This window comes from Stenotrophomonas sp. Nf1, from assembly GCF_003028475.1.
GTDB lineage: Bacteria > Pseudomonadota > Gammaproteobacteria > Xanthomonadales > Xanthomonadaceae > Stenotrophomonas.
The window spans coordinates 256,318-270,869 of the sequence record NZ_PYTV01000003.1 but is presented as its reverse complement, the minus strand read 5'-3'; the positions used below and the strand labels follow the sequence as shown (position 1 = coordinate 270,869).

Here is a 14,552-nt window from a genome sequence, read left to right as displayed (position 1 = left end):
GACGGAGGGGATTAAGTCGCATTCTGCATTGATGCACCGGGGATGGGGAGAAACGACTTAATTCCCTCCGTCCCCTTTTCTGATTGCCGCTTCGATGGTCGCGATGTCGATCTTCTTCATCGGCATCATCGCGTTGAAGGCGCGCTTGGCCAGTGCCTTGTCCTTGCTGGTCACCGCTTCGATCAGCATGCGTGGGCTGATCTGCCAGGAAATGCCCCAGCGGTCCTTGCACCAGCCGCACTGGCTCTCCTGGCCGCCGTTGCCGACGATGGCATTCCACAGGCGGTCGGTCTCGGCCTGGTCTTCAGTCTGGATCTGGAAGGAGAAGGCTTCGCTGTGCTTGAACGCAGTACCGCCATTGAGGCCGACGCAGGGAATGCCGCAGACGCTGAATTCAACCGTCAGCACATTGCCTTCCTTGCCGTCCGGGTAGTCACCGGGGGCGTGATGCACGGCGGTCACCGCGCTGTCGGGCAGGATGCTGGCATAGAAGGTAGCGGCCTCGAGTGCGCCGCTGTCGTACCAGACGCAGATCGTGTTCTTGTGTGCCATGTCGGGGCTCCACGATGGACGAGGCCGCAGCGATAACATGCCCGGTGTTAACCCGGGATCGTGCTGCACCCGCAAAAAAAAGGGCGCCCGAAGGCGCCCTTTGCTGTGCTGCGTCAGCCCTGGCTCAACGCCAGACCTTGATCTGCTCGGCCTCGCTGCGCTGCATCGGCTGGCCGGCCTTGCAGCTGAAGGTGGCCCCGAACGCGGGCAGGTTGGCCAGCGTGCCGTTGCTGCGCCACACGCCAGGTGCACGGATGTCGGCGGTCAGGCGGCGCACGGCTTCGTTCGGCGACAGCTGCTGTGCCCACAGCGCCGACCAGGCACGGAAGAAGCCCTGCTGCTGTGCCTGCTTGGCCTTCGGTTCCTGCGCGGTGTACGCCGCCCAGGCCAGTTCCAGGCCGGCGATGTCGGCCAGGTTCTCTTCCTGGGTCAGCGTGCCGTTGACCTTGGCACCCTTCACGCCGGGGAATTCGTAGGCGCCGTACTGGGCGGCCACGCGGTTGCCGAGCAGGGTCCAGGCGGTCTTGTCGGCCGGGGTCCACCAGCTGCGCAGTTCACCCTTGGCATCGACCAGCGCGCCCTTGGCATCGATCGCGCGGGTCAGCTCATGGCCGACCAGGCCACCGAAGCTGCCGAACTTGTCGGCCGCGTCGGCCTTGGCGTTGAACACCGGACCCTGCAGGATCGCAGCGGTGACGATCAGGCGGTTCTGCGCCAGGTCATAGGCCAGCGACGGCTGCTGCGGCAACACGTCCCAGCGGCGGTCGGCGTTGCCCTTGCCGATGCGGCGCATCTCCTCTCGGTGGCGCCAGGTCGAGGCGATCAGCATGTTGCCGCCGAACGAGCCGCGGCCCATCGGCTGCACCGTGTAGTCGAGGTCACGCAGCGGCGTGCCGATCTCGATCTTCAGCGCGGCCAGCTTGGCCTGCGCTTCGGTCTTGGCCTCGGCGCTCATCCAGCTGCTGTTCTTGACCGCCTCGATCTGCACCTCGCGCACCTTGTCGACGATCCATGCCGCCTGGCGGCGGTCTTCGGCCGACAGGTAACGCGCGGCATACTCGCGGCCGACCATCGGGCCGGCGGCCACGTTGATCGCATCGAGCACGCTTTCCCAGCGCTGCGGCGGCAGCGTTTCGCCGCGCAGCACGCGGCCACGGAATTCAAACTCGGCGTCGCGGTAGGCCTTGGACAGGTACGGTGCCATCGAATCGCCCACGCGCCAGCGCAGGTAGGCCTTCCACTGGTCCGGCTTGAGCTTGGTGACCATGCCGTCAAGCTGCTTGAACAGCTGCGGGTCGGCCAGCGAGACCAGATCGTCGTCCACGCCCTGCGCCTTCAGGAAGGCATCCAGCTGCAGGTTGCGGTAGCGGCTGTTCAGATCCTTGGTGGAGATCGGCGCGTAGTTGTTGAACGGATTGTTGATGCCGGCCAGCGACTGCGCATTGCGCGCCAGTTCGGTTTCCAGCGCGATCACCGCCTGCGATTCGGCATCCAGCTTGGCAGCCGGGGTGCCGGTCAGCGCCAGGATCTGCTTGACGTAGTTGCGGTAGCGGCCCATCAACGCCACGGTATCGGCGTCGGTACGGGTGTAGAACGCCGGATCGGGCAGGCCCATGCCGCCCTGCATGAAGTAACCGATGTGGCGGTCCAGTGCCTTCAGGTCCACGTCCGGACCGAAGTTGAAGGCCACGGGAATGCCGACCTGGTGCAGCGCGGCGATCGAGGCCGGAACATCCTTGGCCTTCTTGATGGCGTTGATGCGGGTCAGCAGCGGCGCGATCGGATTGGAGCCGTCTGCTTCCACGGCGGCTTCGTCCAGGCCGCTGGCCCAGAAGTCGCCCAGCAGCTTCTGCACGTTGCCCTGCGGCGCCTTCATCGAGGCGTCCAGCAGTTCACGCTGCTGTTGGCGGCTGCGCTCGACCAGCTGGCCCAGCGCGGTGGTGGCACCGACCTGCGGCGCCGGGTTGGCCTTGAGCCAGCCCGCATTGGTGGCCGCATAGAAATCGCTGCACTGGGCGCTGACGGCCGGGGCACGCGCGGCCTTCTTCTTGGCGGCGGCGAACGCATCATGGCTCGGGACCAGGGTCGCCAGGCTGATGCCCAGGGCGATGGCAAGCGGACGGAAGTTGGGCATGTAGAACGAATCCGTGATGGATTGAGGGCGCGCGCACTATAGCAAGCCGGGCATGGACGCGGCATGCACGCATCACGCTGCTCTCGCCGACCAAGGTCGGCAGCTACCGGAGAGCGCCGGGATCAGTAGATCCACGCCATGCGTGGATGGCAGGTTCGGCAAAAAAACAAAGGCCCGGGAATCCCCGGGCCTTTGCAGGTCTGCCGCAGCGTCAGCCGGGGCTTACCAGATCACCACCTGCTGATCGCCAGCACGGACCATCGGCGCACCGGCCTTGCACTGGAACGCTGCGGCGAAGGTCGGCAGGTTCGACGGCGCACCCATGGCGCGGAACTGCGCCGGGGCGTGCGGGTCGGTGGCCAGGCGCACCTTGGCGTTTTCCGGGGTGTACTTGGTACGCCACACGGTGGCCCAGTTGAAGAAGAAGCGCTGGTCGCGGGTGAAGCCGTCAACCTTGGTGTCTTCCTTGCCGGCGCTGGCTTTCTGCAGGGCGTCGTAGGCGGTGGCCAGGCCGCCCAGGTCGGCGATGTTCTCGCCCAGGGTCAGGTGGCCGTTCACCGCCTGGCCGTCAACCTTGTACTGGTCGAACTGCTTGACCAGCTTGCCGGTCAGGCCTTCGAAGTTCTTCTTGTCGGCCGGGCTCCACCAGTCTTCCAGGTTGCCGGTCGGCCCGAAGCGTGCGCCCTGGTCGTCGTAACCGTGGGTCATCTCGTGGCCGATCACCGCACCGATGCCGCCGTAGTTCAGCGCGTCGTCGGCCTTCGGGTCGAAGAACGGCGGCTGCAGGATGGCGGCCGGGAACACGATCTCGTTCTGCAGCGGGTTGTAGTAGGCGTTGACCGTCTGCGGGGTCATGCCCCACTCGGTCTTGTCCACCGGCTTGCCGATCTTGGACAGGTTGAACTTGTAGTTGAACTCGTTGGCCGCGCGCACGTTGCCCAGGAAGCTGTCGCGCTGGGTCTGCAGGCCCGACCAGTCACGCCACTTGTCCGGGTAGCCGATCTTGGGGGTGAAGGTTTCCCACTTGGCGATGGCCTTGGCCTTGGTTTCCTCGCTCATCCAGCTCAGGCCCTGGATGCGTTCCTTCAGCGACGCGGCCAGGTTCTTCACCAGCTCTTCCATCTTCGCCTTGGCTTCCGGCGAGAAGGCCACCTTCACATACAGCTGGCCGAAGGCTTCACCGGCATCGTTCTCGATGGTGCCCAGCACGCGCTTCCAGCGCGGCTTCTGTTCCTTCTGACCGTTGAGGGTCTTGCCGTAGAACTCGTAGTTCTCCTGCACGAAGGCATCGGCCAGGTACGGCGAGGCGCTGTCCACGGTGTGGAAGCGCAGGTAGGCGCGCCACACCGACGGATCGGTGTCGCCCAGCGCCTTGCTCACTTCTTCATGGAAGGCCGGCATGGCCAGCGAGAACTTCTCCGGCGCGGCCACGCCCTGCGACTTGAAGAACTCGGTCCAGCTGAAGTTCGGGGTCAGCTTGTCGGCGTCGGCCAGGGTGACCGGGTTGTAGAACAGCTCGACGTTGCGCGACAGCTCCACGCGCGACTTCGATGCCTTGGCCAGGCGGGTTTCGAACTTGACCACGTCCTCGGCCTGCTTGGCCGCATCGGCGGCGGCGACGCCGGACAGTTCCAGCACCTTGGCCACGTGCGCCTGGTAGGCCTTCAGCTTGTCGGCATTCTTGGCGTCGGTGTAATAGGTGGTGTCCGGCAGGCCCAGGCCACCCTGGCTGGCGTAGGCCAGGTTCACCGCCGAGTTCTTGAAGTCGGCTTCAGCGCCGAAGCCGAACAGGACGTTGTCACCCTTGGCGGCGCTGCTGCGCAGGTAGTTGGCAATGGCCGCCTTGTCCTGCAGGCCGTCGATCGCGCTCAGGTCGGCCTTCAGCGGCTCGATGCCCTGGGCATTGATCTTGGCTTCGTCCATGCCGGTGGCCCACAGGTCGCCGACGATCTTCTCGATGTGGTTCGGGTTCTTCACCTGTGCGACCTGCTCGGCCAGCTGGTGCTGCACGGCCACCGAACGCTCGTCGAGGATGGTGAACGCGCCCCAGCTGGTGCGGTCGCCCGGGATCTCATTGGCGGCCAGCCACTTGCTGTTGACGTAGTCGCCGAAGGCGGTGCAGGCGTCCTTGGTGGTATCCAGGTCGCTGGGCTGGAAGGCGTTGTAGGCCGGCAGCTTGCTCTCATCCAGCTTGTAAACGGTGGCTTCGGCGGTGGCCGGGGCGGGGGCCGCGGCATCCTTGGCCGGGGTTTCGTTCTTGCCGCAGCCGGCCAGCACGGCCGACACGGCCAGGCTGAGCAGGACGATCTTGGGAGTGCGCGTCATCACTATTGTTGGCCTCCAGGCCGAGTGAGTCAGGAAAGAGCCGCAGGTACGGCCGTGGGCCGAACGATACGCCGCCGGCCTGCGCTGCAAGGGTGTCGAAGGTCATGCCCGGGCGCAAGGGCCAGAACGTGCAAGGGCGCCCCTGCTGTGGGCCGGTAACGCTTACAGGCCGCCGCCGCCGCAGCCCTTGCCCAGGTAGTCGTCGATCAGCTGCAACTGGTCGGCCATGATCCGGCGCGTCCAGGCCGGCCCGTGGGCATAGTCGGCGATGGCGTGGAACTCGACCGGCTGGCCGGAACCCTTCGCCTTGTTCACGAACCACTCGGACTGTTCGATCGGCACCGTGCGGTCGCGATCGCCGTGGTAGACCATCAACGGGATCTTCATCTCGCCAGCCTTGTCCACCGGATTCAGGCCGGCCACGGTGGGGGCCTGGGCCTGGCGGAAGAACGGGTTGGTATAGAAGCGCGACCAGATCTTCTTGATGTCCGAGACGCCGGCACCGGCAATGGCACATTTGTACAGGCCGTTGGGGCGCACCGAGGCGGCAAACGCCGAGTAGCCGCCATAGGAGAAGCCGAACATGGCGATGTGGCCGGGGCGGGCGATCTTCTGGTCGATCATCCACTGCGCGCCGTCGTCCTTGTCATCCTGCATCTTCTGGCCCCACTCGGCGTCACCGGCCATCCACAGCTTGCGGCCCCAGTCGGCCGAGCCGCGGAACTGCGGACGCAGCACCGCCATGCAGCGCGATGCCATCAGCGGGACCCACATCGAGCCATCGAAGTCCATGCCATCGCGCGCCCATGGCCCGCCGTGCGGATGCACGACCGCCTTCCAGGGGCCAGCACCGCACAGCTCGGTGCTGGGCGTGGTGAGGAAGGCAGGAATATCCAGCCCGTCGCGTGCCTTGTAATAGACCAGCCGGGTCTGGCCCAGTGCGGCAGGCTGGATCTGCGGGTAGGTCTTGGCCAGCAGGGTCAGCTTGCCGTTGTGCAGCAGGTGGTATTCGGGCGGATTGGACGGCCCGGAGGTGACCACGATGACGGTCTTCATATCGGCGCTGTAATCGACGACCCGCACCGCCTGGCCGTTGTCCAGCTCCACAGTGGCGCTCTGGCTGGTGGCCGGGTCGACCAGCGTCACCTCGCTGGCGTTGATCGCCAAGGCCTGGCGCAGGCCGGCCATCAATGCCTTGAAGGATCCGTTGGTCCATTCCACCTCGTTGCCGCGCGGGCCGCTGTAGCCCACGCCGAGCAGCGCGCCGAACGGGATGTTGTCCACGCCTTTGTAATGGTTGACCCGCACATCGCCGGCGTTGAAGAACTTGTGCTCGAACAGCACTTCCTTCTGCTTGCGCGCGGCGATGTCATATTCATAGATGACGGTCTTGTCGCGGCCGACATTGCTCTGGATGAAGGCAATGTTGGCATCGTCGGCGAAACCGACCACCTGGTTGATGTCACGGTTCTTCACATAGGAACGGAAATGCTCTTCCCACGCATTGGTTGAGGGATTGCGGAACTCGGTCGCCACATAGGCGCCGGTACCGTCCACGTCCTGGCGCAGGCGGGCACGCAGTTCACTGTTGAGGTCGGTGATGTAACCGGCCACCCGTTCTTCGGTCTTCTGGATGCGCTGGGTGGTGAAGTCACGTACGTTCACCTTGTATACGTCGCCGGCATTGCTGCCCGAACCATTGATGACCAGGATGTGGTCCGGATCGTTGGGTAGCGTATCGAGCACACTTGAGCTGGAAAGCGCCTGCTCCAGTTCCTGCGCATGGCTGCTGGCACGAGCAGGGGTGATCGGCTCCTTCCAGTTCTTGCCTTCAATATCGGTGATGAAGAACTTGCTGATGAAGGTCTTGGTCACCCGGTCGGTGCGCAGATCGTAGGGCTGCCAGAGGCTGACGGCGAGCAGCCCGTTCTTGATGAAGGACACGCCCTGGAACTTCATGCGGCCGGATCCGATGACGGTCGGTGCAGCGCCGAGGTTGTCGGTGTTCCAGACCAGGATCACACGATCTTCGCCCTGGGCCTGCAGGCCGGCGATGTGCTTGCCGTCGGGCGAGATGGAGAGGCTGGACAGCTGCGGAAAAGCGGCCAGCTGCTCGATGGTGGGGACGGTCGGCGCTGCCGATACCGGTGCCACGACGGCCAGCGCGAGGGTCAACATCAGTGCGCTGGCGGAGACGATGTTCTTCATGGGCTGTTCCTGGTTGCAGGTCCGGGCGCAAAAAAGCCGCCGCCCTTGCGGGCGGCGGCTCTGGCGCACTATCAGAAGCTCTTGGAGACGTTCACGAAGTACGTGCGGCCGACATAGTCGTAGCCACTGTACAGCGGAGCGTTACCGACACGGTTGTAGGCACCGGAGGAGATCATCGGCGGCTCTTCGTTGCGCAGGTTGCGGACGCCGGCCGTCACCGACCACTTGTCACCGGTGTATTCGGCCGACAGCGAGTGGGTGAAGTAGCTCGGCACAGCGAACTTGTACACCGAGGTGGCCGGATCCAGGTTGTAGTAGTCGTAGCTATCCATCGAGTCGACCCACTCCAGGCCGTAACGGGCGCGCCACTTGTTCCAGCTGTAGACCAGGTCCAGCGTGCCGGTGTAAGCCGGGGTGTTCAGCATGCCGTTGTAGTCCTGCAGCGCGTCATCAGCGAACAGCTTGTTGGACTGTTCGGTGAAGTGGGTTACCTGGACGTTGGCACGCAGGGTGCCCGGGCCCACGTCGCGGGTGTAGCGCAGGGTGAAGTCGTAGCCACGGACCTTGTCCACTGCCAGGTTGACATAGCTGTCATACACGGTCAGTGCCTTGTTGACCGGGTTGCGCGGGTCGACCAGGCGGCAGAAGCCACCACCTGCACGGAAGCTCGGGTTGTTGTAGCACAGGTCCAGGATGTTGGCGCCACCGGCGCGCGACACGCCATTTTCCACTTCGATGTTGAAGTAGTCGGCGGCGAAGGAGATGTCACCGAACCAGCCCGGCAGTTCCGGTTGCAGCACGATGCCGGCGGTGAAGTTCTTCGAGGTTTCCGCCTTCAGGCCCGCTGCCGCACCGCCGCCGTTGATGACCGCCACGGACTGGGTGGCGTAGTGGTCCGGAGACAGGCCTTCGGATGCGCAGTTGGCCGCCAGCGGGGTGCCCGGATCAGCGCCCCAGTTGTTGCAGGGGTCGATCTGGTTGCTGAGGAAGCCGCTGGTGGCACCCAGGAACTGTTCGAACAGCGCCGGTGCGCGGTAGGACGTACCGTAGGAGGCACGCACCGACAGCCACTTGACCGGGGTCCACAGGCCACCCAGCTTGTAGGTTTCGTCCGAACCGTAGGAGCGGTAATCGGTCCAGCGGGCCGAGGCATTGAAGGTCAGCTCTTCGGCCGCGGTGACGCCCGACAGGACCGGTACTTCGATTTCGCCGAACACTTCACGCACCGAGTCCGTACCGCGGGTCGGGGTGGACGAGGTCAGGTTGTACAGGTTGTTGTTGATCGAATGGATCGACGGGGTGTCATCGATCTTGGCACGACGCCATTCGGCACCGAACGCGGCGCGCACATCGCCATGCGGCAGGGTAAACAGCGGACCGTCAACGGAGAAGTTGGCGGTGGTTTCGGTGTACAGCGTGTTGCCGGTCACCGGCACGAACACGTAGTCCTTCCATGCCTGCGGCAACTTGCCGGCGACCACTGCGCTGGTCAGGGCCGGGGCGGCAACGCAGCCATTGCTGGGGTCGACGCAGCGGAAGCCGCCGGCACCGTCGGAGACCACGTTCAGGCTCTGGCGCAGGCGGTCGGTCAGGAACGACTGCTGGGTGTAGTCCGCGTCCGAACGGGCGTGGCTGAGGTAGAAGTCATAGTTCCAGGTCGAGCTCAGCTCGCCGCGCAGGCCGGCGGTGCCCTTGAAGAAGTCGACGGTCTGGCTGCTCTTGTCGTTGCCGTAACCGATGAAGGCACGCACGCCGACGCCGCCGCCGAAGTTGGAGGCCTGCAGGTTGGACGGGATCAACGGGCTGCCGCGCAGGTAGTCCAGCGACAGCTGGCGGTAGCCGGTCTGCTCCGACTCACGGCGGCTGCCGAGCAGTTCGAAGTAGGCTTCGGCATTGCCCAGGGCATTGACGTCCAGGCCGCCCTGCAGGAACAGGGTGTGGGTCTTGGCGCCGGAGATCATCGAGCGGTTCAGCGTGCGCGGATCGAAGGTGTCGCGGATGTTGTTGTTCAGCGCGGAGCCGCGGCCAACGCCCTCGAAGCCGACCAGGCCGGAGGTGACCGAGGAGTTCGGGCGCCAGCGGTCGAAGGTGGTGCCCGTCGCGCCCTGCGCCGGAACACCGGCCAGGACGTTGGTGCCGATGGTGTTGATGGTCACGCCGTTGGAGCCGGTACCGGTGATCGGATAGCACTTCGGCTTGCCGGTCAGCGGGTCGATGTAGTCGCCGTCACCCCAGGCGCCCTGGCCACCCGCGCGCTTGCGGTAGTCGGTGTTGCAGCTGGACCAGTCGCGGTCGCCGAGGGTCAGTTCGTCACGGTTGTAGTACTCGTACGAACCGGAGAAGTGGCCGCGCTCGCCGGTGCTGCCGAACACAACGGAGTAACGGCGCTCTTCGCCGCCGCCGCCTTCGGTCGCCGTGTGGCGGGCTTCGACGGTCACGCCGTCAACCTTGTTGCGGGTGATGATGTTGATCACGCCGGCGACGGCGTCGGAGCCGTAGATCGACGATGCGCCGTCCTTCAGCACTTCAACGCGATCGACCATGGCATTGGGCAGCACGTTCAGGTCGGCAGCGCCGACCGAGCCGCGCGAGCCGGCCGGAGCGACGCGGCGGCCATTCATCAGGATCAGGGTGCGGGTCGGGCCGAGGCCGCGCAGGCCGACGGTGTTGGCGCCCGGGCCGCCGTTGGTGACATAGCCACCGTACGCGTTGTTGATCTGAGCGGAACCGGCGGTAATCGCCGTGCTCTGCAGGACGCCCGCGGTCGACTGGAAGCCGGCCAGGGTGGTTTCCTCACGGGTGATCACCTGCACCGGCGAAACCGAATTGAACACGTCGCGGCCGATGCGCGAGCCGGTGACGGTCACCGTGTCCAGATTGGTGGCCCTGGACTTGGCGGTCTCTTCCGCGGTCTGGGTGGTGGTGCTGGTGGTGTTCTGTGCGACCGCCGGGGCGGCTGCGGCGAGCAGCACGGCAGAGGCGAGGGCGAAGCTCAGCGGATGCTTGCTGAGCGACTTGCGATTGATCATCTGAAATCCCCTTGAATCGAATGATTGCGTCGTACACCGGGACTGGTCCTTGTCGACGTCTCCGTGTGCCCCTTGACCGGTGTCGGCAGCATGTCGCCGCCCGGCGCCGGTACCGGCTTCACGCGCCGATGACTTGAGATTAACATCACATTAACCAAGGCTGTCAAGCGTTCATCATGCAGTCATGAACATGTGCGTCACGCGCCGTCCTGACTGCGACAAAGTACGTCACAATCTGCCTATCTCGTTGATCTGTATTGCATTGTGTCGAAGCGATTCAAATGTGTCTGGATTCTGAATGAGTGTGCGTTGCCAGATCGCAGGCAAAAAAAAGGCCCCGCCTAAGCGGGGCCTGGCCCGGACACGAAGTCCGGAAAACGACGGGATCAGAAGTCGTACTTGACCTGGGCCGAGATCTGGCGGCCGTACACGCTGTAGAAGCCGCTGTTGAACGGGGTCGATTCGTTGCCCGGGTAGTTGTAGCGCTGGCCCTCGGGCAGCTTGTTGAACACGTTGTTGACCATCAGCGACAGGGTCAGATCGTCCTGCGCCTGGTAGTTCAGGCTCATGTTGTAGGTGGTGTACGAGCCCCACTTGCCGGCCTTGGCGCCGGAGGAGTGGACGTAGTCATAGCTGCGGCCGGTGTAGGCCAGGTAGTTCGGGGTGCTGCCGACGTAGTTGGCGTACACGGTGGTGGTGAACCTGGAGATCGCCCAGGCCACCGACACATCGCCGCGGACCTTGGCGAAGTTGTCGTAGTACCACATGTTGTACGGATCGCTCAGCAGGTCCAGCTTCTTGGCGCCGGGCAGCGGCTCCACTTCACGCTTGAGCATGTTGGTGTAGTTGCCCGAGAACATCAGCGAGCCGAAGCGGCCGATGTCCTGCTGGTACTTGGCACCGACGGTCACCGCCTGCAGGTTCTGGCTGGCGACGTTGAGCTTGGGCGTGTACACGCGGGTGAGGTTGCCGGCGGCGTCACGGCTCACCCAGTCGGTCACGTTCTGGCAGCTGGCCGAGGTGTTGTTCGGCAGGCCATTGCGGCACTGGTACTCGGCCAGCAGCAGCTGGTCGGTGCTCAGGGTCTTGACCTCGTTCTTGATCTTCCAGTTGTAGTAGTCCACCGACAGCGAGAAGTTGCTCACCGGGGCCCACACCACGCCTGCGCTCCACACGTCGGCGGTGATCGGCTTCAGGTCCGGGTTGCCGGACTTTTCACTGTACACCGAGGTGGTCTTGTAGAACGAGCAGGCGTCGTCATGCAGCGCGTAGTTCAGCTGGCTGCAGCGGTAGTAGTCGTTCTGGCCGGAGGCGAACGAACCGCTCATGCCCTGGAAGGCATCGGACAGGGTCGGCGCGCGGAACGCGGTGCCGTACTTGCCGCGCAGCAGCAGGCTTTCGATCGGACGGTATTCCAGGCCCAGGCTGTAGGTGGCCTTGTCCACGGTCTTGTCGGCGATCTTGAACGCGTCATAGCGGCCGGAGGCGCTGATGGTCAGCGACTCGAACACCGGCATGCGCAGTTCGCTGGTCACCGCGTAGTTGCTGCGGTGGCCGGCACCGGCCACGGCGCTCGCGCCCCAGGCGTTGCCATCGATGAAGGCCTGGTCCGGCGAGTAGTCCCAGCCTTCACTGCCGCCTTCCAGCACCACGGCCAGGCCGGCGTCGCCGCCCGGCAGCGAGAACAGCGAACCATTGGTCACCTGCACGCGGCCCAGGTTCTGCCAGGTCTTGCTGCGGTGGGTGCCGTAGCCGGTGAAGCTGGCGAACTGGTCCGGGGTGATCGGCGAGTAGAACGCGGCGTAGTTCGGGTTGTAGATGCCGAAACCATCGGCGGTGGTGCCCAGGCGCGGGCCCAGCACGGTGTCGCCGAAGAAGCCTTCGATCCTGTCCTTCCAGCGTGCGAAGCGGTTCTGGTCCAGGCGGTACTCGCCACGGGTGAAGCTGGCGCTGTAATCCCAGTCGCCGACCATGCCCTTGCCCCCCAGGGTGACCTGGTAGGAACGGCTTTCATCGGAATTGAGGATGTTGTTGTAGTGGCCCGGGCCGATTTCTTCCGGTGCGAAGGCGCGCTGCAGGTTCACCACCTTGCCCAGGCCCTGGTCGTAGAAGCCGCCCATCACCGACTTGGTGCCCCACCACAGGGCGCTCGAGCCGGTGGTGAATTCGGTCTTTTCCTTGCTGTACAGCACGTCGGCGAACAGCTGGAAGTTGTCGTTCACGTCGAAGGTCATCGACGAGTAGAACTGGCCACTGTTCTTGCCGTTCTTCAGGGTCTTGTAGCCGGCGCTGTACACCGAACCGCACGATTCGCCCGAGGCGCGCTTGCCGACGGTGGTGGTGCCGTCATACAGGCCGGCCACGTTGGCGCAGCGGCTGGGGTCCATCATCAGCAGCTTGTTGTCGGCGTTGGTGATGACGGCGAAGTCGTTCGACGGCACCTGTGCGGTGTAGCCGACCGGGTTGTTCTGCCTGGTGATGTCACGCTGGTAGCCCCAGATCGGGCTGCCGTTTTCGATCTGCACGTTGACCAGCGCGTGGAAGCGGTCGTCGAACGCGTTGAAGCCCTTGGCGGCGCTGAAGCGGATGTTGCCACCACCACCTTCGGTGTAGGTGCCGCCACGGACGGTCATCGTGCCGCCGTCCATGCGCTCCTTCAGGATGATGTTGACCACGCCGGCGATCGCGTCCGAGCCGTACAGCGAGGACTGGCCGCCCGGCAGCACTTCGATGCGCTCGACGATGTCGATCGGAATGCCGCTGATGTTGTTGAACGACTCGCTGCCGTTGTACAGCGCCGGATACGAAAGCATCGGGCGGCCGTTGATCAGGTACTTGGTGTAGCCCGGGTTCAGGCCGAACATGCCGGCCGCTTCGGCGCCCTGGGTGAAGGCACCCGAGGTCTGGCCGCCCTGCAGGCCGCCGGTGGTCAGCGAGGACTGCTGCAGCACTTCAGCAACACTGCTGAAGCCGCGGGTCTGGATGTCTTCGGCGGTGATGGACATCACCGGGGTCTGGGTTTCAACCTGGGTCTGCGGAATCAGCGAACCGGTGACGGTGATCTTGTCCAGGTTGGTCGCCTTGTCCTGGGCCATGGCCGGTGCGGCGGCCATCAGGGCGGAAATCAGGGCGACGGAGAGCGTACTGCGACGTGCGGTATTGCTGAAGTGTTTCATGTAGTTCCAATAAGAGCAAAAACAAAAACGGCACTGCGCATACGCCGTCGCGCGGGCTGGACAACCAGCCCCGAGGCCTGGAAACAGTGCGCGGCGAACGTAACATGAACTTAACAATCCGTGGACGAATCTGTCGCAATCCTGAATTTCAGTCAGGTTGCATCCAGCTTGTATGATGCGGGGTTACTCCTTCCGATCCCGCCGGTGCCCGTTGTGAACAGTTCTCCCCGCCGTCCCCATGCCAGCCAGGTCCAGAAGGGACTGACGCCGCATGCCCGCATCCGCAACGTCATCGCGGTGGGCTCGGGCAAGGGTGGCGTCGGCAAATCCACCACGGCGGTCAATCTGGCCGTGGCACTGCAGCAGCTGGGGGCCCGCGTCGGCGTGCTCGACGCCGATATCTACGGCCCCAGCGTGCCGGCCATGCTGGGCCTGTCCGGCCGCCCGGAGAGCCCGGACAACAAGAGCATCGAGCCACTGCGCGCATTCGGCGTGGACACCATGTCCATCGGCTACCTGATCGAGGAAGACACGCCGATGATCTGGCGCGGGCCGATGGCCACCTCGGCGATGACCCAGCTGTTCAACGACACCCTGTGGGACGACCTGGATTTCCTGCTGATCGACCTGCCGCCGGGTACCGGTGACATCCAGCTGACCCTGACCCAGAAGATTCCGCTGGCCGGGGCGGTGATCGTCACCACGCCGCAGGACATCGCCACGCTGGATGCGAAGAAGGCGCTGAAGATGTTCGAGAAGGTCGAGGTGCCGGTGCTGGGTATCGTCGAGAACATGGCGGTACACACCTGCAGCAGCTGCGGGCATGTCGAACACCTGTTCGGCGAGGGTGGTGGCGAGCGCATGGCCGCCCAGTACGGCGTGCCGCTGCTCGGCTCGCTGCCGCTGCAGATCGGCATCCGCGAGCAGGGCGATGCGGGCACCCCGATCACCGTCGCGCAGCCGGATTCGGTCCCGGCCCAGGCCTACCGCCACGCCGCGCAGCGCCTGGTCGAGGAAGTCGGTAAGCGTCCGCGGGCCTCGATCCCGATCCTGTCCTCGCTGCTGTAAGTGCCCGGGCAGGGGCCGCCGGCAGGCGTCGGCCCCCTGCTAGAATCCTCGCGCCCCCTC

At 64.7% G+C, this 14,552-nt stretch carries 7 protein-coding genes; 1 reads left to right on the top strand and 6 read right to left on the bottom strand.

The genetic code is table 11. The annotated features are described in order from the left end of the window. Positions 1-57: 57 nt before the first annotated feature. The 6 genes from C9412_RS07790 to C9412_RS07765 all read right to left on the bottom strand — a co-directional run bounded on the left by C9412_RS07790 (position 58) and on the right by C9412_RS07765 (position 13,424). On the bottom strand, positions 58-552 hold the full coding sequence (locus C9412_RS07790; RefSeq protein ID WP_107231101.1) for a VOC family protein: 495 nt from the start codon (positions 550-552) through the stop codon (positions 58-60). Between the two features lie 124 nt (positions 553-676). Beyond that, complete coding sequence (locus C9412_RS07785; protein WP_107231100.1) at positions 677-2,686, bottom strand: M13 family metallopeptidase; 2,010 nt, start codon at positions 2,684-2,686, stop codon at positions 677-679. Positions 2,687-2,908: 222 nt separating this feature from the next. Further along, on the bottom strand, positions 2,909-5,011 hold the full coding sequence (locus C9412_RS07780; RefSeq protein WP_107231099.1) for a M13-type metalloendopeptidase: 2,103 nt from the start codon (positions 5,009-5,011) through the stop codon (positions 2,909-2,911). A 162-nt stretch (positions 5,012-5,173) separates the two neighbouring features. Next, on the bottom strand, positions 5,174-7,219 hold the full coding sequence (locus C9412_RS07775) for a prolyl oligopeptidase family serine peptidase (protein WP_258190105.1): 2,046 nt from the start codon (positions 7,217-7,219) through the stop codon (positions 5,174-5,176). A gap of 71 nt (positions 7,220-7,290) precedes the next feature. Beyond that, positions 7,291-10,248, bottom strand: coding sequence for a TonB-dependent receptor (locus tag C9412_RS07770; protein WP_107231098.1), 2,958 nt, complete (start codon positions 10,246-10,248; stop codon positions 7,291-7,293). A 386-nt stretch (positions 10,249-10,634) separates the two neighbouring features. Next, positions 10,635-13,424 (bottom strand): TonB-dependent receptor, encoded by a 2,790-nt coding sequence (locus C9412_RS07765; RefSeq protein ID WP_107231097.1) that lies wholly within the window; start codon positions 13,422-13,424, stop codon positions 10,635-10,637. Between the two features lie 213 nt (positions 13,425-13,637). Here C9412_RS07765 and apbC point away from each other — a divergent pair, with 213 nt between their 5' ends. Then, on the top strand, positions 13,638-14,492 hold the full coding sequence (gene apbC / locus C9412_RS07760; protein ID WP_107231096.1) for an iron-sulfur cluster carrier protein ApbC: 855 nt from the start codon (positions 13,638-13,640) through the stop codon (positions 14,490-14,492). Positions 14,493-14,552: the final 60 nt, after the last annotated feature.